Genomic DNA, 21916 nt, shown 5'->3' on the forward strand with positions numbered 1-21916 from the left:
ATTGATCAACCAACCGATCGGGTCATCATGGATCTGGATGAGTGTTTGGTGACTCTGCTTGCCCGGGGTGGGCCAGAAGATATGGATCCGCATACAGCAAACGGTTCGCCAAAGGATGCGCCTGCACAGCAGCCTGGCGGCCGTCGGGACTGCGAGAGAGGAGCGGATGCTCTCACCAGCGCGACTGGATCCGTCCTCCCGGGTCTGACTGCTACGATGCTATGGGAGGTGATCAAGACCTCGCTCTCCGGGATCTGCATTGCCGACGGGGAGGGACGTATCGTATTCGTCAACGCTTCGCTGCTTGGCATGTGGGGATATGGCCGGCAGGAGATGATCGGAAGGCCTCTCGACCACCTCTGGTCCACCCCGGGCGAAGGTCTCGACTGCATCGGCCGCGCCCTCTCAGCCGGGCAGTGGAGCGGGCGGATTACAGCCCGACGAAGAGACTCAACCGTCTTTGATGCCCGGATCTCGATCAGCACCTTCCAGGATCCAGGGACAGCCGCTCCCTGGCTTATCATCTCATGCCTTGACGTCTCCGCGCGACGGGTTCCGCACCGTCAGCGGAGCCTTGAGGAGGCCCTTGCGGCGATGCCCGAGCGTTTCCTTGACCTCAAAGAGATGGATAGGGCCATAGAGCAGTCACTCGAGGACCTTGGCCGCGGGTGCGGGGCATGCAGGGCCTACCTCTCCCTCTTCAACAGTTCGAGGACACTGCTTGGCACGACGCACGAGTGGCGTACACCCGAACAGAGGTCCCGGCGCGGAGAGTTCCAGAAGTTCCTCTCAACCGATCTCCCCTGGTGGGTCGAGCAGATTCTGGACGGCGAGACCGTGCACCTGGGTGAGGCGGCCGGAAGGAGGCGGTCGGGAAGGGATGAGCGGGATCTCCTGAAACGGAGCGGTGCGACGGAGATACTGATGATCCCGATCCTGCTGAGAGAGGCGGTCGTCGGCTTTGTCGGGTTCGACCGGAACACTGAGAATGTCAGGTTTACCGACGATGAGATCCTGCTCCTCACTGCGGCCGCCCATCTGATCGCGAGCGCGCTTGACCGAAAACAGTCGGAGTACACGTTCCGTGAGTCGGAGGGTCTCTACCAGATTGTCCTGGACTCCATCACCGATACCGTCACCGTCGTCGATACCGGGCTTACTCTTCTCCTTGCAAACGAGGCTTTCATCGCCTGGTGCGAGGATCTCGGTCTCTCGACGGATGTCGTCGGTAGAAACCTCTTTGATGTCCTGCCGTTCCTCCCTCCCTCCGCAAGGCAGCAATACGAGCGGGTTATACGGACCGGGCGACCGCTGACGTCGGAACGGTCTCTCACCCTCAACGGCCAGGTTGTGGTCCTCCGGGAGATGCGGATCCCGATCTTCGAGGAGGGCGAGGTCGCTATGGTCATCACGATCACAAGGGACATTACCGCTCAGAAGGAGGTCGAAGAACTCAAATCAAAGGCGTACGGTCAGATCGAGCGGAATATGGAACAGTTTGCCCTGCTCGCCGACCATATCAGAAACCCTCTCCAGGCGATCATGGGGCGTGCGGAGTTGCTCGACGATGCCGAGACGACCGAGAAGATCCGCCAGCAGGTGCAGCGGATCAACGCGATCATCGACCAGCTCGATGAGCGGTGGGCGGAATCGAGGAAACTCTCGATGTTCTGGCGGAAGTACTCGTGATTATACCTTCGCAAGTTCGCTCCAGACCCGGTTTCGCTCGATGATGACCCAGTAGCGTCGGAGTTCGGCCTCCGCCGCCCGGTGTTCGGGATACGATCTGCTCACGAGGCGCCAGAACCGCTCCGAGTGGTTCAATTCCTGGAGATGAGCGGCCTCGTGGACGATGACGTACTCCCGCAGGGGTTTTGGGAGGGCCACGATGCGCAGGTTGAAGTTCAGGTTCCCGCGCACAGAGCAGCTTCCCCACCTGGTCCTCTGCAGTCTCACCGTAGTCCGCCCGGACCAATTACGGGCAAGGTCCGGGTATGCTTCCAGGCGGTCTCTGATCTCCTCCTTGAGCAGCTGGGAGAGGTTTCTCCGAAGAGCCGGGGCGGATGGATAGGCGACGGTTTTGCGCGCCTCATCAACCGTAAACCGGGTGCCGGGAACCCTCCGGTAGAAGTTACCGTGCAGGAGGAGCATCTCTTCTTTTCCGCGCCCTTCGGCGGCGAGGCTATCGAGGACCCTGCGCCGCTTCTCGATCCAGGCTGCGTTGCGCTGCAGGAACCCCCTGACATCGAAGGACGGCGGGGCGACCACCCGCAGAGTCCCGTCCGGCCTCACCTGGAGCCTGGCGGAACGAACGGCCTTGCGGATGACGGTCGTTTCGGCCAGGAGCCTGCTTGTCTCTCCCTGGTCCATCTATACTATTTACTAGGGTGACGGAGAGAAAAATTACATGATCCGGCACGAACCTATACCCGATGGCAACAGAGAAGTACGGCAAGGCTCCTCTTTGGGGGTCTCCCCGGGTGCAGTGGTGGTCCCATGAAGGATAAAGAGCTCAAGATCGGCGATATCGCAAGCCTCACCGGGATCTCCGAACGAGATGTCCGGAGACTCGTCCAGACCTATGACAGCCTCTTCACCTACCGGACCGTCGGCCCGGTGAAACTCTTCCCGCCGAAGGCGGTCGATATAGTCAGGGAACTCATAGAACTCTCTGGGAAAGATCTCACGCCCGAAGAGGTCGCTGAAGAGATCCGCTCCGGCAAAAAACCTGAGCCACAGGGGGAGCCTGCGGAGGCGATCGAGAGAGCCGCCGCCCCGCTCCCGCCGGAGGTGGTGTTCGAGATCAGAGCGATGCAGGAGACCCTGGCCCGGCAGGAACGCCAGATTGCTCGTCTGGTGGCTGAACTCGAGCAGGAGCGGGAAGAGAGGCGAGAAGAGGCCGCCAAACTCCAGGAGCGGCTGGATGCACAGCAGAGGGAGCTTGCGGTCGTGGCAGAGTGGGTGGATTACTTCGATCGCCGGATGGACGAGGTCACGCTCCCGGTCTTCGAGCGGGTCCGGCGAACCCTCGGGCGGGGTGACGTGTCCGGTCGGTCGGCCGGCCGTTCCGGGTGACTGGTAGGGTTCTCTCCGGGAACGCATTACGCTCAAGCCAGGTGGGTAGTAATATATATTACGAATATACTACCCGATAACAAATTTTATATGTGATCTTCACCTCCAGGCATCCGAGGTGATAGAATCCATCAGCAGAAAACGGCCACCGTACTGACCCTTGCCATTCAGGCTCTGGTCGTTGGCGGGCTGGTAGCCTGCATAGTCGTTGGAACATCGGATCGGCCGTCTTCCGTCTCGCCAGGCCATGACGCATCGCGTGTCGTTGACCTGCCCGAGAGCGCCTCACCGGCTGCATACGCGATCGTCGCAAATCGGCCGGATCCTTTGGTGATGAGAACTCTGGGTGGGGAGGAACACCCTCTCTCTTTTCACCCCATCATGATCTGCACGGCCGTCGGATAGCGGTTCATGATGGTGTATGCGAGGGGCTTTGATATCCAGAGCCGACCGTTCTGCATCCTCCGGAGAGGGCTGATCTCCTTTAGGATCTGGAGAGCCTGGACTGCGGCCTCGTCCGCGAGGAAGAAACTGCCCGGGACTGTCGAGTCGAAGTAGAAGAGGATCGGAAGCCGGAGTCGGCGCTGCAGGTCCCTCGGCAGGGCTTCCTGCATCCGGAGGAGGACATCACGGTTAAAGTCGTAGCGGTCTCCACCCTTCGTGACGGACGAGGGGTGCTCCTCTGTGAGAAGCCGTGAGAGGCGCTTACGCTCTTCGACAACGCCGTCATTGATCCTGCCGATCTCAAGCCGCATCCATCGCAGGAGGGTCGACTCGTCGCTTGCTGATGGTCGGTTGGACATATCTGTAGTGATCCTTTGCTGGGTACATAGACCAGTCTCTGCCATGTAATATATATCTGGCCCCCATGATCGCCCCGGCAACATCCGGGAGATCCAGAGGGAATGTGCTCTCTGTCTTGCTCGTGGGCTCCATTGGAGCGGGAGAAGGTATATGTATTCTTACTCCATATCAGGCGTTCCCTATGCAACCATTTGAATGCAACTCGACCCGGTATGGCTGCCGACGCTTCTTGGTTCACTACGCTCTCCTGCTCCTTGTCGGCGTTGCAGTCCTCCTTATGATCATCCCGGCGGGCGCCGCCGAGACGTTTGGGATGGACTACGACCCCGCCATCGCCTCGATGATTGCGGAGATCGATGAGTCCGAACTTCGCAACACGACGTCCGATCTTTCGAGCATCCCGACACGTGCCTACGGGTCCGATGGGAACCGGGTGGCGGGCGAGTATATCTTCCAGAGGCTATCCGCCATCCCGGGGCTTGAGGTCGAGTTCCAGGGCGGAGAGGTGAACAACGTCATCGCACGGCTCCCCGGAGCCAACACGTCGTTGAACGAGGTCGTGGTCGTCGGGGCGCACTACGACAGCCTGTCGTCCGATCCTGCCCGTGCGCCCGGTGCTACCGATAACGGGTGCGGGGTCGCGATCGTCCTGGAACTCGCCCGGGTGATGAGCGGCCACTCGTTTGACCGGACCGTCGAGTTCGCGTTCTGGAACGCGGAAGAGGACGGGAGCTACGGCAGCTCCGCCTACGTCGAGAATGCCACCGCTCCGGTCGCGCTCTACTTCAACTACGACTCGGCCTGCTACGACCCTGAAAACTGGTCCGTCCTCGATATCATCTACGACAATCGCTCCCGGGAGGCTGCGGCGCTTCTTGCGGGTTATAACGTCCTCTATGGCACAAACTTCAGCCTGACCCTGAACAACTATCAGACCTGCTCCTCCGACCATATCCCCTTCCAGGCCCGGGGGTATCCGGCCGTGGCGACCCATAGCGATGGGCACGGTCCGGCGCATACCCCGGACGACACCCCCGAGCACGTCTCGTTTGAATACGCAAAGAGAAACGCGGGGCTTGGCCTCTCGCTCATCGCAAAGGTGGCTGGAATTAGGGAAGACGGAAGCGACCTCTTTGTCCAGAAGGCCCGGCCTGCAGGGTGAGCATCCATGCCGTCCCGCAGCTGCCTGCAGGTTGCGTTCCTTGCGGCCTATGGGATCGTTTTCATCCTTGCCCCGGCCGCGGCTGCGCCCTCAGACGCTCCGGGATACGATCCCGGGATTGCGGCGTTGCTTGATGAGGTGGACGGGAGTGAGATCCGAAAGACCGCGTATGACCTGCAGAACTTCTCGACCCGGGCTTACGGGTCCGATGGGAACCGGGAGGCGGGCGAGTATATCTACCAGAGGCTATCCGCCATCCCAGGGCTTGAGGTCGAGTTCCAGGGCGGAGAGGTGCACAATGTCATCGCACGGCTCCCCGGAACCAACGCGTCGTCGGCTGAGATTGTGGTTGTCGGAGCGCACTACGACAGCCGATCGTCTGATCCTGCCCGTGCCCCCGGGGTTACCGATAACGGCTGCGGGGTCGCGGTCGTCCTGGAACTTGCCCGGGTGATGAGCGGCCACTCGTTCGACCGGACGGTCGAGTTCGCATTCTGGAATGCTGAGGAGAACGGGAGGCACGGCAGCCGCAGGTACGTCGAGAACCCGCCGGCCCCGATCGCGCTCTATCTCAATTACGACTCAACCTGCCGCGGGGAAGGGGACCGACCGCGCCTCAACCTCCTCTACGACCAGGGGGCCCGGAGCGCGGCAGAGCTCGTGGTGCACCACAACACCCTCTACGGGACCAACTTCACCCTGACCCGGAGTGCAGCCCCGTTCATCTCGGACCACATCTCGTTCTGGTCCCGGGGCTATCCGGCACTCATGGCGCATGCTCTACCGCAGTGGCCGGCCCATACGCCGGACGATACCATCGATCAGGCGTCGTTTGAGTTTGCCGAGAGAAACGCCCGGCTGGGGCTCTCGGTCCTTGCGAGGGTCGCAAGGATGGAGGGTCTCGTCTCCCCACCCCCGGAGGGTGGAAGCGATCCCGGGGTTTCCTGGCCTATGATGCCAAACTGGGGCGCTAACAATCGCGCAGAAGGGAATAGATGCTCTCTTACGTCCCTTCAACTCTCGATCAATCCAACTGAACTCTGTGGCTGCTCGTAATGCCGGTGAAATGCCTTCCCGGAGCCTGAATTTGGATCTTTCGCCACACCGGATGCGGGGATAAGAACACGCTTTTTATAGCGTCATGACCAACGTAAGACAGTTATGAAAGATTCTGAGATCCTGATGAACCCCAACGATCTGGTCCGTTTTCTCAAGAAGGATCCCGCGGAGTTTACCAAGGAGGATATCATCCGGTTCTGCGAGGCGAACGGGATTGAGATGGTCAACTTCCGCTACGCAGCCGAGGACGGCAAGCTCAAGACCCTTAACTTCGTCATCTCCTCAAAGGACCACCTTGACGCCATCCTCTCGGACGGCGAACGCGTCGACGGCAGCAACCTCTTTTCATTCATTGAGGCCGGGAGCAGCGACCTGTACGTGATTCCCCGCTACCGGACGGCCTTTGTCAATCCCTTTGCCGAGGTGCCGACACTGGAGCTCCTCTGCTCGTTCTACGGTGCCGATGGGAAGCCGCTTGAGAGCTCCCCCGAGTACGTGCTCCGCAAGGCCAACGAGGAGTTCACCCGCCGGACCGGGTACACCTTCAAGACCCTTGGCGAGCTCGAATACTACGTCATCGCTCCCCGCGAGGACCTCTACCCGGGCCGCGACCAGAAAGGCTACCACTCGGCCGAACCCTTCGTCAAGTTCGCGGATCTGCGGGATGAGGCGATGCGCCTTATCGCCCGTGCCGGCGGAAAGATCAAGTACGGCCACTCGGAGGTCGGCTGTTTCTATGCCGACGACCTCTACTACGAGCAGCACGAGATCGAGTTCCTGCCGATGCCGGCGGAGCAGGCGGTCGAGCAGTTGATCGTCGCCAAGTGGATCCTGCGGATGCTCGGCTACCAGTACGGCGTCGATATCAGCTTCGCCCCGAAGATCACCGTCGGCAAGGCAGGGAGCGGCATGCACTTCCATATGCTCGTCGAGAAGGACGGCCAGAACCTGACCGTCGAGGGCGGCAAGTTGAGTCCGCTCGCCCGGAAGATGATCGCCGGCATCCTTGACGTTTCCGATGCCCTGACGGCCTTCGGAAACACCATCCCGACCTCCTATCTCCGTCTCGTCCCCCACCAGGAAGCCCCGACGACGATCTGCTGGGGCGACCGCAACCGCTCGGTCGTTGTCCGCGTGCCCCTCGGCTGGATCGGTGCCGAAGACATGGCCCACGATGCCAATCCCTGCGAGGAAGCGTGGCAGGAGAAGCGGCCGTCGAAGCAGACGTTCGAGTACCGGGTCGCCGACGGTTCGGCCGATCCCTACCTGACCGTCGCCGGCCTCATCGTGGCGTCGCTGCACGGGATCGAGATGCCCAATGCGCTCGAGATGGCTGAGCGGCTCTACGTCAGCGGCAACATCTTCCGGCCCGAGTTCCGTGAACGCCTCGCGGAGCTCAAGCAGCTCCCGGCCTCCTGTGTCGAGTCCGCCGAGGCGCTCGAGGCAAAGCGTGCGATCTTTGAGAAGGACGGTGTCTTCCCGGCAGGGATGATCGACAGCCGGATCGCCAACTTGAAGGCCTACAATGACCGCGGGCTGAGCGAGAGGCTCTACGGCAACAACGAAGCCATCCGGGAACTGGTCAACCAGTACCTCCATGTGGCATGAGAGACGGAGAGCCGACTCTCGATATACTTTTTAATCAGCAGAATACGGGCTCCTCTCCGGGGGAGTATTCTCTCTTTTGACCGATGGTTCGGCACGGGCAAGTTATTATTACGGGGGAATCCAGAGAGGGTGACTCCCGGGAGTGAGCGGGATCCCCGGCCGATGCCGTTGAGGTCGTGCGAAACCGCGGTGGTCCGCGCACGCCCGGGCGATGGAGGAACGCGTATGCGAGGTGGAGCAGAAGAGAGTATGGCAGGAGAGGCGGGACCGGTCACGTTTACCTGCTACCGCATCACCCCCGGGGAAGAAGAGGTTCCCGAGGAAGGTATGAACACCTATAGCGTCGTTGTGCTGCTGCCCGATGGGGATGTCAGGCATCAGATCGTCTGGGCCCGGGCCCCGGAGGATATAGGTGATGCGATCCGGGTACCTCCCGGCTCACGGGTGATCATGACCGAGATGAAGAGCCCCATAATCTGGGACAGCGAGCCGATGGAAGAGAAAGAGGCGGCTGTCAAGGCCGCACCGACTCCCTGACCATTTTTAGGTGCGCTGTCTGGATCTCTTAAGTACGCAGGCTCGACGGTAGCGCTTTTGACCCTGCCGTGGACCCGAGGATGCCCTGAGAGGACGGCGCGTCATCCTCAGAGTCTCCTGGCGTTGAGGAGCATGGAGACCACCCCGACCATGGAGACCCCGATGATCGCGAACGTGACCTGTCTATTGAACCCTCCAGTACGGATGGGTGCCGCCCCTCCCGGCTTCGTCCGGGATATCCCGCAAGGTAGATGCGGACAGCAGTTCCACTCCAGGTATCGAGACGGCCGGAGAGTTCACAAGGCTGCCCGCGCCATCGAGAGGTATATGTGGGATGACGTCCCCCGTTCCGCAGGTGATCGGATGGTGAATGTTGCTGGGCAGCAGATGGAAAGACCCACGGAGTACAGCGCAGTCAACCTGCTGAAGGATGCCGGGGTGGACGCCGAACGGTGGAACCGGATCCCGGATGAGGCGACGATCAAAAGGACGGTCGAAGCGATTGAAGCACGAAACATCAGGGTGATTATTGTTGATACGGCAGATGAGGCGCTTCAAGCGGTCATTGACCTGATCCCCGGAGGGGCCGAGGTCATGAACGGCTACTCGACGACCCTGATCGAGATGGGTTTTGACCGGGTCCTTGAGGAGAACCCGAAAGGGTGGCGGGACTACCATGCGGTCATCACGGCCGAGAACGACACCGAGAAGCGGCACGCACTCCGCCGAAAGAGCGTCGCGGCCGAGTACTTCCTCTCCGGCGTCCAGGCGATCGCAGAGACCGGGGAATTCGTCGCGTGCGACAAGACCGGGAGCCGGACGGGGGCCTGGCCTCACGCGGCGGCACACCTCGTCCTCGTCTCGGGGGCAAATAAGATCGTGCCGACCCTTGAGGACGCCCTCCGGCGGTGCCGGGAGTACTGCCTGCCGCTTGAGAACCAGCGTGCGCAGCGTGCCTACGGGATCGGGAGTTATATCGGCAAGTACGTCATCCTCGACCGTGAGGAGACCGACGGGAGAGTCACGCTCATCCTGATCCGCCAGCCGCTCGGGTACTGAAATCCGGCCGTCCTGCCAGGGGAGAGGATCGACGTCCTCATGACAGGCGTTTGCCCGACCACCCTTTTTTGGGTCAACCGCATCCCTCCCTCTCCTCGTGGTCCTGCAGATCTTCGCGAGAGAAGATTGAGGCGCGCCGGGACTCTGGAGCCGAGCGGTGAAACTTCCAGCCGCCGTTTACTCCCAAACTCCCTACGCCCTCACCGGAGATGGCGGACGGCTTTGAGCGGCGGCATCGTGGTGAACGGAGGTGGCCCATCCCTCATCCCGGTCACGCTGGACCCGATGAGCGGCGGATCTTTTTCATCTTTTCGGGTTTGGTATATCAAAACACGCGTGCCAGTTTGATCATGGAGATCGCAGAGATCCTCGACTTCACTGTTCCGCTCTCCAGTATCACGCTTGAGAGGGTTGTTCTTGCCATACTCGTCGCGATCATCGGATGGATTGTGGTGAAGGTGCTCACGTCCACCTTCACAACAGCGCTCTCGCGGGCGTCAAACCTCCCCGGCCTGGTCGTCGAGTTCCTGGCCAGGTTCTTCTCGGTCCTGCTCTATGTAATTCTCGCCCTCATCGTCCTTGCGGCGTTAGGGGTTGACATCTCCTCCATGGTGCTCGGGCTCTCGGCGGTGATCGGGCTGATCCTCGGTTTCGGCCTCCAGGATTCAATCAACAACCTCGCTGCCGGGGTCTGGCTTGCGGCATTCCGCCCCATCGATAAGGATGAGTTCGTCGAGGTCAAAGGCATATCCGGCAAAGTAGTCTCGGTCGGCATCTTGGCGACCGAACTGCTCAAGCCCGACAACACCTACATCACCATCCCGAACTCCCTTGTCTGGGGAAACCCTGTGATCAACTCCTCCAGGATGGAGACCCGCCGCGTCGAGGTCAAGGTCGGGGTTGCCTATGACAGCGATCTCGATACGGCAATCCGGGTCGCCACCGATCTCGCGGCGGCCCACGAGAAGGTGCTCCCGTCGCCGAAACCTGCGGTCGTCGTCACAGAACTCGGCGACTCTTCGGTGGTCCTTGCTCTGCGGGCGTGGACGAAGACGTCCGATGTGGGGGGCGTGCAGGGGGACTTAAACCGCGGTATCCTCCGGGCGTTTCGAGAGGCCGGCATCGAGATCCCCTTCCCGCAACTGGACGTTCACCTGACGGGGGCAGAATAGGCCCTCCTTTCCCCCTCACCGGGTGCGTGCGAAGTCGATGAAACCGTTGTAGGGGTCGGTCGAAAGCAGGCGGACCAGGATCCTCTGCCCGACCCTGAGCCCCTGCTCGCCGAGGACCACTTTTCCCTCGGCCGGCGGGTCGATCAGCCGAACGTAGGTTCCTTTCTCCGAAGCCCCGGTGACGAACGCCTCAAACGTCTCCCCGATCCTCTCCCGGAGGAGGACTGCGGCCGCAGCCTTCCGGACGAAGCGTTCGACCTTCTGCGATGCCTTATCCCGGTCGGTGAGGTGGAGGGCGAGGTCGTCGAGTTCTTCACCGGTATACGGGCATTCATCCCCCTCGATGACCGATTTGATCAGCCGCTGGATGATGATGTCGACGTAGCGCCGGTTCGGGGCGGTGCCGTGGGTGTAGTCGGTGACGGCGAGGGCGAAGTGGCCGATCGGTTGGTCGCCGGGCCGGAACGCGACGTACTCCCCTGCCCCCATAAGTTTCACGACCGTAAGAGAGAGGTCCGGAAAGCGGTCGGGGTCGGCTGTTTTCTGCCGGAGAAGGAACCTGGTGAGCGCTCGAGCGTCCGGCTCAGCCGGCAGGGCCTCACCGCGATCCGCCGCTTCCCGGACGATCCCGTCCCAGTTCTTCGGTGTGCGGACGACCCGGTGGATCATGGGTAGACCGGCACCGTTCAGGAATGCGGTTATGGTGCCGTTTGCCGCGACCATGAACTCCTCGATGAGGCACCGGGCAAGGTTCTGCTCCTGGACGACAAGCCCCCGGACCTGGCCGTCCACCACGAGCGGTTCTGCCTCGATTGTCTCGAGGGCGAGCGCCCCCCTCTCCGTCCGGCGCCTCCTCATCCGTACCGCAGCCTCGTGCTGGAGGAGGATCTGCTCTTCGAGGCCCGGCGTCTCTGCGACTGTGCTGGGGACGGGCCCCTTCCCTTCCAGCCAGTCGCCGACCTCTTCGTAGACGAGCTTTGCGTGGTTTGCGACGATCGCCCGGTAGATCTCGCCGGGTCTCGTGCTCCCGTCGGGGAGGACGGTATACTCGATGACGATCGCCAGTCTCTCCCGGCCGGGGAGGAGCGAGGTGAGGTCGGCCGAGAACCGGTCGGGGAGCATGGGGAACGTCGTCACACCGGTGTAGACCGATGTCCCGTTGTGGGCGGCGTGCCGGTCGGTCGCCGAGTCTTTCGGGACGCGGGAGTCGACGTCGGCGATCGCGACCCGGACGTGGATCTCCCCACCCTGCCCCTCCTCGCAGACCTCGATCTGGTCAAGGTCCATGGAGTCGTGGTTGTCGATCGAGGACCAGAGGAGCGAGCGGAGATCCCGGAGATTGCCGCCCGGGTCAAAAGGCGCTTTTTCGCTAAGAGCGGAAACTTCCCGGAGGACAGCCGGCGGGAATGCCGGGGCAAAGCCGTACTGCTGCATCGCCGTCCACGCGATGCCCTTGAGATTGACGGGGGGCTGGTCCTGCATCGTGTGAAGATCTCTTTTATGGCATATATAGGAGATGAAGTGCGCCCGGTCACCCCACCTCTTTCTCCCACCAGACCGCCGCGGTCGGCCGGACGGTCCTCTCGACGTACTTCCCGGACTCGGTCCGGCGAAGCGTTCGGCCAAAGTGGTCCACGACCACCGAGAGGTCCTCCATCCCTGGGTTGTGCATCGCCGCCCAGGTCCGGGCGGCCTCTTCGACGGAGTCGTAGACCGCATCCCAGACGGCGTGATAGATCCGGACGTTCGGGTAGATCCCGGCGTCGTGGAGGATGTTGACGAGGTAGATATAGTCCGGGTAGCCCCGTCCGGCAGCCGCCTCCTCCCCAAAGACCGCTCGATAGAGCGCCATCTCCTCGGGGCCCCGCCACTCGCCTGCGTGCCAGAAGAGGTAGACCGCCCGGCGGGCCGCAGCGTCGAGTTTTTCCAGAGCTGCTGCAAGATCGTAGAACCCGAGTGAGAACGCCGCAATGACGACGTCGTGCGGCTCGACGTCCCTCCCGATCACGGTCTCCTCCCAGCGCATCGTGACCGTGGAGTAGTTTGTAAGCCCCTCCGCCGCCATCCGCTCCCGGAGGATGGAGAGCATCCCCTCCGAGGGGTCGAGTGCCGTAACATGGGCGGCGGTCCGGGCGATCGGCACGGCAAGCCTCCCGGTTCCTGCGCCCACATCGAGTACGGTCTCGCCCGGCCGCACCCGAAGGATCGCGAGTTCCTGCTTGGTCGCCTCTTTCTCGTCGCGGCTGACCCTTTGGTAGGATGCGGCGCGCCTGTCCCAGTGGGCTGCGGGATCGCGCCCTTTCTCGACGCGTTCGGGCGAGCTTGAGTATATTGCCTTCCAGAGCTCGTTCCAGTCGATGATCCGATGCATGAATGTTCACTCTCCCCGGAGCGGCATAAACACTCGGGATCTGTCCCTCTCTGGCCACAGAGCAGCCCCCGTACCGGGCTGATGCCGGCCGATCATCCTGGCGGGAGTAGCCTTATGTAGGGTGAACCGCTCCTTGCAGGACAGTGGTGCCGATGAAGACTGCCAGAAGAACGAGGTCTGTGGAGCTCTTCTTCCTGCTGGTCTTTCTGCTCTCCCTTCCCGTATACCTGCTCCGTCTCGTTCCTCCGTACAGCCTTCTCATGGTCTTTAATCCCTTCATCGCGGCCTCGATCCTCACCAGCCGGGAGGAGGGGTTGAGCGGTGTGCGGCGCCTGTGGAAGAGAACCTTTGATTACAGAAGGATCCGGCGAAAGGTCTGGTACATCCCCATCCTTCTCCTGATGCCGGCAGCGATGGCCCTGCAGTATGGGTTGATGAGACTGATGGGCGAATCCATCCCCCGTCTGCAGTTTCCGCTCCTGATGATACCCGTCTATTTTGTGGCCTTCTTCATCCTCGCGATCGGTGAAGAGGTGGGCTGGTCGGGATACGCCCTCGATCCGCTGCAGGAGCGGTGGGGTGCTCTCCCTGCGGGCGTCATCCTCGGGGCGGTCTGGGCCCTGTGGCACCTCGTACCCTACGCCCTCCTGCATCCGCCCCTCTGGGTGGCGGGCCAGTGCCTTGCGACGGTGATGGCACGCGTCCTCATGGTCTGGATCTACAATAACACCGGGGGAAGCGTCTTTGGCATGATCCTCTTCCATGCCATGATCAACATGGGTTCGGTTCCCGACTACGGCTTCCGGTATGATCCCGTCCTGGTCGGCCCCATCCTGGCTCTCATGGCCGCGGTTGTGGTCTTCCTGTGGGGTCCAGAGACCCTGGCCCGTTATTGGTATGGCTGAGCTGACCCGTGGAGTAAGTAATATCCACCGGCACCCGGAATCGGTTACCTCGCCTTCTCGGCATTGCGCCTGGCGGGATGGGTCTAGGGTTGAACGGGGTGCTATCTCTCCTCGAAACGCTTTTTAACGGCCGCCAGCTCCTTGGTGCTCAGCATGCTCTCTGTAAGTGCATAGAGCATTTCCCTCGCTTCTTTCGGGGCGCCCTCCGCTCGTTCAAAGACTGTGCGGAGCTCGTCAGGATCGTATGCCGGGACCATGATCTTGAGCAGATATCCGGCATCTTCTGGAGTGATATCCCGCATGCCGCTCAGGTAGCCACCGAGAGCTCCCAGCAGTTCGTCCTCGGTGGCCAGCCTCCACAACGCGGGCTGAATATCCTCTTCCTCTCTATCGAGGTGGGCGAGATACCCTGCGATGAACCTGTTCAAGGCCCGGTAGTGCTCTAGACCTATCTCCCCAAGCCTCTCGAAGTCTTCAGGCAGGGCCCTGATCTCCTCTAAATGATTTATCAGGTTCTCGAACTGCTCGGAATGCAGGCGGTGCTCTTCCTCCAGATCTCTCGCCCCTCCTGGAATCCGCCTCGACAAAAGGGGGTGGATGAACGTCTCTTCAGCCTCTATATGGATCCGGAGTTGCTCTCGAAACGCCGCAAGGAGGTCGTTGAGCCTCTCCAATGAACTCTCCTCGCTATAATCGGTCCTCCCGGCTTGAATTGCCATCGTGTAGAGAGCATAGCGGTGGGCTTTGTGAATTGATGTGTACAGGTCGGTCTGCCGGACCATTTTTGCCACCCCGGGGTGACCTCCCTTGAGTGCATACGCCTTAAAACCATGGGTTCGGCATCCGTCTGCGTATGCCGTCACCAAATTGGAGAAAAAGAGATTGACTCTCCCCGCCACTCAGTTCCTGAAGCTATGAACCGGTGCGGGGATCCGTCCGCCGCGGTTGATGAAGTCGGCGCAGCCGAACCTGTTCACCGGCTGGATCGGTGCGCGGCCGAGAAGCCCCCCGAACTCGACGATATCGCCGACATTCTTCCCGATCACCGGGATCAGCCTGACAGCAGTGGTTTTATTGTTGATCATCCCGATCGCGGCCTCGTCCGCGATGATCCCGGATATCGTCGAGGCAGGTGTGTCGCCCGGGATCGCGATCATATCGAGGCCGACCGAGCATACGCAGGTCATCGCCTCGAGTTTCTCGAGCGTGAGGGCGCCTCGGTTCACCGCATCGATCATCCCCTGGTCCTCGCTGACCGGGATGAACGCACCCGAGAGTCCGCCGACAAAGGAACTTGCCATGATCCCGCCCTTCTTCACCTGGTCGGTCAGGAGGGCAAGCGCGGCCGTCGTCCCCGGTGCACCGGCCGATTCAAGCCCCATCTCCTCGAGGATCCCGGCGACGCTGTCCCCGACGGAGGGTGTCGGAGCGAGGGAGAGGTCGACGATCCCGAACGGGATCCCGAGCCGCCTCGAGGCCTCCAGGGCGACGAGCTGCCCGGCGCGGGTGACCTTGAAGGCCGTCTTCTTGACAGTCTCGCAGAGGACCTCGAAGTTTTCTCCCCGGACGCTCTCGAGCGCGTGCTTGATGACCCCCGGGCCGCTCACGCCGACGTTGATGACCGCGTCCGCCTCGGAGACCCCGTGAAACGCTCCCGCCATGAACGGGTTGTCGTCGGGGGCGTTGCAGAAGACGACCAGTTTCGTGCAGCCGATGGAGTTCTGCTCCTTCGTCGCCTCGGCCGTCTCCCGCACGATCTCCCCCATCAGTTTCACGGCGTCCATGTTGATCCCGGTCTTTGTCGAGCCGACGTTGACCGAGCTGCAGACCCTCTCGGTCGAGGCGAGGGCTGCCGGGATCGAGCGGATGAGGGCTTCATCGATCGGGGTCATGCCCTTCGAGACGATCGCCGAGTAACCCCCTATGAAGTTCACCCCTGTGTCCCGTGCAGCCCGATCGAGCGTCTTTGCGACCTCTACAAAGTCTTCCTGAGTCTCGCAGGCCCGCCCGCAGACCAGTGCGATGGGGGTCACGGCGATCCGCTTGTTCACGATCGGGATCCCGTACTCGATCTCGATCTCCCTCCCGGTCGAGACGAGGTCTCTTGCCAGCCGGGTGATCTTTTCGTATATATTCTGGTTTAGGGTGTCGAGATCGGCGTCGCAGCAGTCGAGGAGGCTGATGCCGAGCGTGATCGTCCGGACATCGAGCTTCTCCTGCTCGATCATCTGATTTGTCTCGTTCACCTCAAAGAACGTGACCATGGCGATACCTCAGATTCGGTGCATTTTCGTAAAGATCTCTTCCCGCTGGCACCGGATCTTGACCCCGATCGCATCGCCGAGTTCTTCGAGTTCGGTCACCATCTCGGCGTACGGTTTTGACGACCTGCTTGTATCGACGATCATCATCATATTGAAGTAGCCCTGGACGATCGTCTGCGAAATATCTTCGACATTGACCTGGTTATCGGCGAGGTAGGTGCAGACCTTCGCGATGATCCCGATGGCGTCCTTTCCGACGACAGTAATGATAGTCTTACTCATGCTCTTGCCCTGTTATGGTATTGGCTCTCCCCAGGGATTAATCCAGTTCTAACAATATGGAAGGAACTGGTCGGCCCTCCCTGAAACTGAGGAGGTATGGTTACTCCTTTGGGCCGACCACTCCTCGCATCCGAGATCATCACCTGACCGCCTGGGATTGCAGTTGCCATTTTGGGCCCCCCGATCCCCGGAGAATAGTCCAAATACGTTTGCAGCGGATCAGTATCTCGTATGGTATCCGGCATCGGAATAAAGGCGCGGGCATTTGCCGAACTGATACGGCTTGACCTGGCCTTTGGTGCCGGTTTCTTCCTCGTGGCCGGACTGGTCCTTGCCCTTGGAATGATGCCCCCGCCGGAGATGGCCCTTGCCGGTTTTATCATGCTCTTTTGCATTTCAGGGGCAGCAAATATCTCAAACGATTATTTCGACCGGGAAGTCGACCGGATCAATCGGCGAGACCGCCCTCTTCCCTCGGGGAGGGTGACCACACACGAACTCTGGGGCCTGTTCTCTATCTCCACCCTCTTTGGGCTTGTTGCCACTGCATTCTTCGGTCTTTCAGTGCTGGCTCTTGTCATTCTCCTCTGGTTTGTTTCGCTACTCTACAATGTCAAAATAAAGGATTACGGCCTCGCAGGCAACCTTGTCGTCGCATTCTGCGTCGGCATGACCATCGTTACCGGGGGGATAACGGTAGGGGCGGTGAGCGGCCCCGTGCTGCTCTTTGGGGTCCTGGCATTCATCTTCGACCTCGGCGAGGAGATCGCGTCCGATGCCATGGATCTTGAAGGAGATAGCCTGCAAGCCTCGCAGAGCCTTGCGAAGACAAGGGGCAGGAAGTTCGCGCTCCGGACCGCAGGCATCCTTTTTGCAACGTTCTTTCTGCTGACCCTGGTTCCTTTCTTCACCGGCTGGTTCGGGTACGGGTACCTGCTCCTTGCCGTCATCCTGGATCTCTGGATGATCCGGTGCACCGTCCGTCTTCTCACGGACCGTTCAATCGAAGAGGGCCGTATGCAGGTCCGGCGGCTCTATCTCTCGTGGGGAGCCTTCGTGATTGCGCTGGTTATTTACCGGATCCTTATAGGGCCCTCCTGAGAGCCTCCGGAACTGACAGCAACCCGGGCTGCAAACTTAGCCGAACGCGGGCTCCTGCTCTTTGAGTTGACCAGCTCGTCTGCGGCGAACGCGTGTGCGGCCGTGCCGGGGCCGAACGCCGCTGGTGTCCCTCCCCCTAAACGCATCTCGTTTTGCTGCCGATGACGGCGAGAGCCGGTTGTGTGATGCGCTCTGCCTCAGCCTCGCCAAACCTCCATTCCAGCAGTGCCTGCACTTCCAGCTCGAACGAGGTCCCGGCATCGATAATCGCCTGTTCGAACATTCCAGGCGCCACCCTGTCGAGCAGAGGGCGATACCCGGCTCCAAAGCGTGCGAACGTATCCGGCATCCTCTATGTTTGGGTCAGAGGACTGGATTTATGCAACACGGCACCGCCTCAGATAGGCATAAATATCCGGCGTGTTATGGGCACGCTCTCAAAGGAGGGGATCACGCTGTGAGGAAAAGAGTTATTTTGAGAGGGTTTGTCTGCGTTTGTCTTGCCCTGCTGGCTGTTACATCCGGTGTGGCGGCGCAGCAGACACAACCTTCTGTAATGAATAATACTACCGCCCCATTGGTCTATTCCCAGGAGGAGTTCGAACTCAGGACAGCCATGGACAAGCTATGGACCGAGCATGTTGTCTGGACACGTATGTACATCATATCATCGCTTGAGGACGCTCCGGATACCAATGCCACCGCAGCACGGCTCCTCTCGAATCAGGAGGATATTGGCGATGCCATCAAGCCCTTTTACGGAGAGGAGGCCGGGGATAACCTGACCGCATTGCTAAAGGAGCATATCCTGATTGCGGTTGATATCATTGAGGCTGTGAAGGCGGAGAACACATCACAGGTGGAAGCCGATTCGGCGCGGTGGAACCAGAATGCAGATGAGATCGCTGTATTCCTTGCTGATCTGAATCCATACTTCGAAGAATCGGCCATAAGGGAAGCGCTATACATGCACCTGGCGATGACGAACGATGAAGTCGTTGCACGCGTAAATGGAAACTACACCGCTGATATCGAAGCCTACGATGAGATCTACGATCAAATTCTCGATCTCTCGGATACGCTATCAGATGGGATTGTGCAGCAGTTCCCGGAGCGATTCGGGAAATAATTTTTTGGTGTGCCGGCCGCCTCTGGAATTTGCTCTGGCGGCCCGGCACCCGTCTCCGGGAGCGCCTCCCTATCGTTGTGAATTTCAGGACGAACACTTACGACAGCAACGGGAACCCGAGAGCGGCCATCGAGCGGTTCAGCGATGATATCTACATTTTTTACAAAAGAGGCATTTTTGACAGGATTTTTCGCCGCATCCAGCTGATGAATTCTAAAAATAGTTAAACTGATGGATCATTCCATTGCAACGAAGGCAGATTTGCCAACCTTGGCATAGACCCCGCAGACCGGGCAGATATAATCATCCGGCAAATCCTGGAACGCAGTGCCGGGTGCGATGCCGTTCTTGGGTTCTCCCCGTTCGGGATCGTATATGTAACCGCAGACGACGCACAGATACCTCCCTGACCTCGCAGCAAGGGCTTCAAAGGCGGTCTTTCCGGCTCCACATACCGGGCAGGCATAGTCAGCAGGAAGGTCCGTAAACGCAGTCCCTGGTACGATACTCTGGTGCGGTTCTCCCCGCTCGGGGTCATAGATGTACCCGCACACAACACATTTATACGGCTGAGCCTTTTTTCCCATAGCCCTCTCCTCTGTATCGCTCTGGATACAACGACTTCGCATATGGCAAAGGTTATGATAAAGCTATGTATAGGCAGAGAAGAACAGCGCCGGGCACTAGCCACTGCCGACCCCGCCCGATACCTCACTTCGTTCAACCTCGCCCGGGAAGGCGATCACCCTCTTCGGGCCGACGGTTCAGGTGCGCCTGAATCCTGTCCGGCCAGCGCACCCTCGCATCGCTAAGGCTCCGTCAGGAACCCGGTGGCCGGACGGACGAGCAGTTCATGACGTCTTTTCGATCAGGGGTTTCCTGTTGCGCCCAGGTATTTCGAGCTGCCTGCCTCTGGTGTTCAGGCCCGCCTCGCGCTTACGGCAACGAGGATGGTCCCGACAACGAAAACAATCGCTCCGGAAGCTGCCCAGGACGGGGATGGGCCGACGATCTCCTCGCAGTTTGCGATGCAGAGGATCGGACGGATCCGGAGGATTCCTGTGCCCTGCAGGAACCACAGCAGGCCGAGAAAAGCCATAAATGCGCCGATAATTGTCCCTGCAATCTGTCTTGCACTCATGCTCGATCGAGCGCCGTTCATCGATATTCGATAAAATACCTTCTCCCTTGCAGGGTTGTGATACAGCCCGACGCACATTCTGGGCTATGGGTGCGGTAGGCATGTCGGACGGCTGCACAATTTGTCAAACAACCTTCATCTCTCCTGAAATCCCACAAGGATATCAATAAAGGGTCCCGGGAGCAGCATGGATCATCGGAAGAACATCGTCCTCATCGGGATGCCCGGTGCGGGGAAGAGCACCGTGGGCGTCGTCCTTGCAAAAACCATCGGCATGCAGTTCATCGATACGGATATCCTGATCCAGGAGCGGACCGGGAGGAAACTCCAGGAGATCCTCGATCAGGACGGGCCGGATGCATTCAAGCGGATCGAGGAGGAGACGATTCTCTCCCTCCACCCTCGCCGTGCGGTGATCGCGACCGGCGGGAGCGTGGTCTGCAGCGAGGCTGCGATGGCGCACTTAAAATCGATAGGGGTGGTCGTGTACCTCAAGATCGGATACGACGAGATGGTAAAACGGCTCAGGAACATCACAACACGGGGGATCCTGCTCCTTCCGGGCCAGAGCCTCCGCGAGATGTACGAAGAGCGTGTCCCGCTCTATGAGAGGTATGCCGACCTCACCGCCCCGTGTTCGGGCCGGGATCTTGAGTCCGTTCTTGAAAGCGTGCTCGAGGCGCTGTGAGATCCGGGGATGCCGGATACCCCCTTCGAGCCCGGGCTTAGTGCCGTGGTCGAAGGTTACAGAACCCACGCGGCGCTACCGTACGAGATATCCGGCGAGATATCGCAGGTAACAACGATCATGCATATCGAGTATCCCGAGATCGGCGTCTGCGGGCTCTCCTGCCGGCTCTGCCCCATGTACAACACTGAAGCGGAGAGCAGGTGTTTCGGGTGCAAGAGTCCGACCAGGATGGCCGTCGGCTGCCCGTTCATCAGATGCGCCGTGAAGAGGAGGGGGATCGAGTTCTGCTGGGAGTGCGACGAGAGCGAGACGTGCGAGAAGTGGAAAAACCACAGGGAAGCCGGTAAAGTACGCGACTCTTTCAAGTGCTACCAGACGCTCGAGGCGGATATCTCGTTCATCTCCCGGCACGGGGTATCCGAATTCCAGAAGATTCAGGAGCGGCGGGGGTTGTTGCTTGAGGAGATGCTGAACAACTTCAACGAAGGCCGCTCGAAGAGTTACTACTGCATCGCTGCAACCGTTCTGGAACCTGGAGAACTTGAGGAAGCGCTCTCCCGGGCAAAAGAAGAGTCCGGGGGGCTTGATATCAGGGCGAGGTCGAAGGTTCTTCACCGGATCCTCGACGAGATCGCTTCGAGGCGAGGCTATCTATTGAAATTGAGGAAGTAAGTGAGGTTACTGGATTTCTGTTCGGCGGGCTGCTAGAGGCTCTTGTGGGGTGCATCGGCTACAGGCTCTTGGATTGGTAAACCTAGTGCGAAAAATAGATGGATTTCTTTGCTTTCCTTCGTCTTTTGTACAGCAGAGCCATCCCGGCAGGAGAGATCCTCTTTCGGCCGGTGTCCTGACCTCGGCCATTCGGGGGGATTACGATCCCACCTCGGCAACCAGGAACCTCCCTTCCTCGTCCTCGACGAAGCGCACCGTGACCATATCACCTTCGTGCACGCCGAAGTCCGAGTAGGGTTCGTTCAGGAGTATCCCCTGGAATGATGTCCCGTCGTCCGACTGCTCTTCCAGGCGGACCCAGACCCCTTCGGGGAGTAACTCCCGATCTTTTGAGACAAGGATCACCGATACATCGTCGAAGTACATCGGAGCCCTGAACCGATCGAGGTCCGCTCTGTTTCGGACCGCACGAAGCCGCTCCGGTTCGTGGTAGATGAGCCATCGCTGTTCTTCGAGCAGCGAGAGGCTGTTTGCTTCGTCGTTTGAGAGGAGGGTGTACGTACCTACCTCCTCGGAGGGGAGTATGAGCCCCTCGCCGTGGTTCTCGAAGTTTGCGATGATCTCGGGCGGCCTTCCGGGCTCGGTTCGGCAGAGGGAGTGGATGCGGAAGGTGATCCCCTCTTCGTGGTCGACGTAGAAGAAGCCGATGCACTTTGTGGCATCCGGGTGCATCAGCCCCTTTTCGGAGAGGATGCGGGAGATGCCGGGACCGATCTCTGCGATTGCCCACCTGTTGATGATCTCGCGATCGGAGTAGGGTGTCGTTCTGTTATTCATACGCGGTACAAAGTTCTCATCTCCACATGAAAGGAGTTTTGAAATGG

General features: G+C 60.1%; 24 protein-coding genes. 13 read left to right on the plus strand and 11 right to left on the minus strand.

What is annotated here, in order from left to right:
* Window positions 1-81 precede the first annotated feature (81 nt).
* Window positions 82-1689 (plus strand): PAS domain-containing protein, encoded by a 1608-nt coding sequence (locus MCUTH_RS03740; RefSeq protein WP_066955751.1) that lies wholly within the window; start codon window positions 82-84, stop codon window positions 1687-1689.
* Here the strand turns inward: MCUTH_RS03740 and MCUTH_RS03745 are convergent, their stop codons facing one another.
* Window positions 1690-2370: a M48 family metallopeptidase gene (locus MCUTH_RS03745; protein ID WP_066955754.1), complete on the minus strand. Its 681-nt coding sequence runs from the start codon at window positions 2368-2370 to the stop codon at window positions 1690-1692. It lies immediately after the preceding gene.
* A 126-nt stretch (window positions 2371-2496) separates the two neighbouring features.
* Here MCUTH_RS03745 and MCUTH_RS03750 point away from each other — a divergent pair, with 126 nt between their 5' ends.
* On the plus strand, window positions 2497-3075 hold the full coding sequence (locus MCUTH_RS03750) for a hypothetical protein (protein WP_066955757.1): 579 nt from the start codon (window positions 2497-2499) through the stop codon (window positions 3073-3075).
* 371 nt (window positions 3076-3446) lie between these two features.
* On the opposite strand, the gene MCUTH_RS03755 is transcribed toward MCUTH_RS03750, so the two are convergent.
* Entirely contained in the window at window positions 3447-3878 is a 432-nt protein-coding gene (locus tag MCUTH_RS03755) for a DUF61 family protein (protein ID WP_066955760.1), read from the minus strand.
* A gap of 182 nt (window positions 3879-4060) precedes the next feature.
* On the opposite strand from MCUTH_RS03755, the gene MCUTH_RS03760 reads away from it, so the two are divergent.
* The 6 genes from MCUTH_RS03760 to MCUTH_RS03785 all read left to right on the plus strand — a co-directional run bounded on the left by MCUTH_RS03760 (window position 4061) and on the right by MCUTH_RS03785 (window position 10476).
* The gene (locus tag MCUTH_RS03760; RefSeq protein ID WP_083524753.1) at window positions 4061-5041 is read left to right on the plus strand and encodes a M28 family metallopeptidase; all 981 of its coding nucleotides are present in this window, start codon (window positions 4061-4063) and stop codon (window positions 5039-5041) included.
* 6 nt (window positions 5042-5047) lie between these two features.
* The gene (locus tag MCUTH_RS03765) at window positions 5048-6097 is read left to right on the plus strand and encodes a M28 family metallopeptidase (RefSeq protein WP_066955766.1); all 1050 of its coding nucleotides are present in this window, start codon (window positions 5048-5050) and stop codon (window positions 6095-6097) included.
* Between the two features lie 105 nt (window positions 6098-6202).
* Window positions 6203-7708 carry a glutamine synthetase family protein gene (locus MCUTH_RS03770; RefSeq protein ID WP_066955769.1) on the plus strand — a complete coding sequence of 502 codons (1506 nt, stop codon included), beginning with the start codon at window positions 6203-6205 and terminating at the stop codon, window positions 7706-7708.
* A 225-nt stretch (window positions 7709-7933) separates the two neighbouring features.
* A complete protein-coding gene (locus tag MCUTH_RS03775) occupies window positions 7934-8245 on the plus strand; it encodes a hypothetical protein (RefSeq protein WP_066955772.1) in 312 nt (103 codons plus the stop codon).
* Between the two features lie 132 nt (window positions 8246-8377).
* The gene (locus MCUTH_RS03780; RefSeq protein ID WP_224732712.1) at window positions 8378-9304 is read left to right on the plus strand and encodes a lactate utilization protein; all 927 of its coding nucleotides are present in this window, start codon (window positions 8378-8380) and stop codon (window positions 9302-9304) included.
* A gap of 350 nt (window positions 9305-9654) precedes the next feature.
* Window positions 9655-10476: a mechanosensitive ion channel family protein gene (locus MCUTH_RS03785; RefSeq protein ID WP_066955775.1), complete on the plus strand. Its 822-nt coding sequence runs from the start codon at window positions 9655-9657 to the stop codon at window positions 10474-10476.
* 15 nt (window positions 10477-10491) lie between these two features.
* Here MCUTH_RS03785 and MCUTH_RS03790 read toward each other — a convergent pair whose 3' ends face one another.
* Together MCUTH_RS03790 and MCUTH_RS03795 are read right to left on the minus strand one after the other, a co-directional pair.
* Window positions 10492-11958, minus strand: coding sequence for an RNB domain-containing ribonuclease (locus tag MCUTH_RS03790; RefSeq protein ID WP_066955777.1), 1467 nt, complete (start codon window positions 11956-11958; stop codon window positions 10492-10494).
* A 49-nt stretch (window positions 11959-12007) separates the two neighbouring features.
* Complete coding sequence (locus tag MCUTH_RS03795; protein ID WP_066955780.1) at window positions 12008-12847, minus strand: class I SAM-dependent methyltransferase; 840 nt, start codon at window positions 12845-12847, stop codon at window positions 12008-12010.
* A 152-nt stretch (window positions 12848-12999) separates the two neighbouring features.
* Between MCUTH_RS03795 and MCUTH_RS03800 the strand changes: the two genes are divergently transcribed.
* A complete protein-coding gene (locus MCUTH_RS03800; protein WP_201784938.1) occupies window positions 13000-13752 on the plus strand; it encodes a CPBP family intramembrane glutamic endopeptidase in 753 nt (250 codons plus the stop codon).
* A gap of 101 nt (window positions 13753-13853) precedes the next feature.
* Here MCUTH_RS03800 and MCUTH_RS03805 read toward each other — a convergent pair whose 3' ends face one another.
* From MCUTH_RS03805 to MCUTH_RS03815, 3 genes are all read right to left on the minus strand, one after another.
* Complete coding sequence (locus MCUTH_RS03805) at window positions 13854-14534, minus strand: hemerythrin domain-containing protein (protein ID WP_150468669.1); 681 nt, start codon at window positions 14532-14534, stop codon at window positions 13854-13856.
* Window positions 14535-14651: 117 nt separating this feature from the next.
* Entirely contained in the window at window positions 14652-16016 is a 1365-nt protein-coding gene (locus MCUTH_RS03810) for a PFL family protein (RefSeq protein ID WP_066955785.1), read from the minus strand.
* Between the two features lie 9 nt (window positions 16017-16025).
* Window positions 16026-16298, minus strand: coding sequence for an ACT domain-containing protein (locus MCUTH_RS03815; protein ID WP_066955788.1), 273 nt, complete (start codon window positions 16296-16298; stop codon window positions 16026-16028).
* A gap of 231 nt (window positions 16299-16529) precedes the next feature.
* Between MCUTH_RS03815 and MCUTH_RS03820 the strand changes: the two genes are divergently transcribed.
* On the plus strand, window positions 16530-17399 hold the full coding sequence (locus tag MCUTH_RS03820; RefSeq protein WP_066955790.1) for a UbiA family prenyltransferase: 870 nt from the start codon (window positions 16530-16532) through the stop codon (window positions 17397-17399).
* Between the two features lie 136 nt (window positions 17400-17535).
* On the opposite strand, the gene MCUTH_RS11700 is transcribed toward MCUTH_RS03820, so the two are convergent.
* Window positions 17536-17682, minus strand: a complete 147-nt coding sequence (locus tag MCUTH_RS11700) for a hypothetical protein (protein ID WP_161937568.1) — start codon at window positions 17680-17682, stop codon at window positions 17536-17538.
* 96 nt (window positions 17683-17778) lie between these two features.
* On the opposite strand from MCUTH_RS11700, the gene MCUTH_RS11550 reads away from it, so the two are divergent.
* Window positions 17779-18528, plus strand: a complete 750-nt coding sequence (locus MCUTH_RS11550; protein WP_150468670.1) for a glycosyltransferase — start codon at window positions 17779-17781, stop codon at window positions 18526-18528.
* Between the two features lie 236 nt (window positions 18529-18764).
* Here MCUTH_RS11550 and MCUTH_RS12100 read toward each other — a convergent pair whose 3' ends face one another.
* Both MCUTH_RS12100 and MCUTH_RS03845 read right to left on the minus strand, forming a co-directional pair.
* Complete coding sequence (locus MCUTH_RS12100) at window positions 18765-19115, minus strand: rubredoxin (RefSeq protein WP_066955801.1); 351 nt, start codon at window positions 19113-19115, stop codon at window positions 18765-18767.
* 332 nt (window positions 19116-19447) lie between these two features.
* Window positions 19448-19627, minus strand: a complete 180-nt coding sequence (locus MCUTH_RS03845; protein ID WP_201784939.1) for a hypothetical protein — start codon at window positions 19625-19627, stop codon at window positions 19448-19450.
* Between the two features lie 229 nt (window positions 19628-19856).
* Between MCUTH_RS03845 and MCUTH_RS03850 the strand changes: the two genes are divergently transcribed.
* Both MCUTH_RS03850 and MCUTH_RS03855 read left to right on the plus strand, forming a co-directional pair.
* Window positions 19857-20357 carry a shikimate kinase gene (locus tag MCUTH_RS03850; protein ID WP_066955804.1) on the plus strand — a complete coding sequence of 167 codons (501 nt, stop codon included), beginning with the start codon at window positions 19857-19859 and terminating at the stop codon, window positions 20355-20357.
* A 9-nt stretch (window positions 20358-20366) separates the two neighbouring features.
* The gene (locus tag MCUTH_RS03855; protein WP_201784940.1) at window positions 20367-21032 is read left to right on the plus strand and encodes a DUF3795 domain-containing protein; all 666 of its coding nucleotides are present in this window, start codon (window positions 20367-20369) and stop codon (window positions 21030-21032) included.
* Between the two features lie 198 nt (window positions 21033-21230).
* Here the strand turns inward: MCUTH_RS03855 and MCUTH_RS03860 are convergent, their stop codons facing one another.
* Window positions 21231-21869, minus strand: coding sequence for a hypothetical protein (locus tag MCUTH_RS03860; RefSeq protein WP_066955806.1), 639 nt, complete (start codon window positions 21867-21869; stop codon window positions 21231-21233).
* Between the last annotated feature and the right edge of the window lie 47 nt (window positions 21870-21916).

It is taken from the genome of Methanoculleus thermophilus, assembly GCF_001571405.1.
In the GTDB taxonomy this organism is placed as follows: Archaea; Halobacteriota; Methanomicrobia; order Methanomicrobiales; family Methanoculleaceae; genus Methanoculleus; species Methanoculleus thermophilus.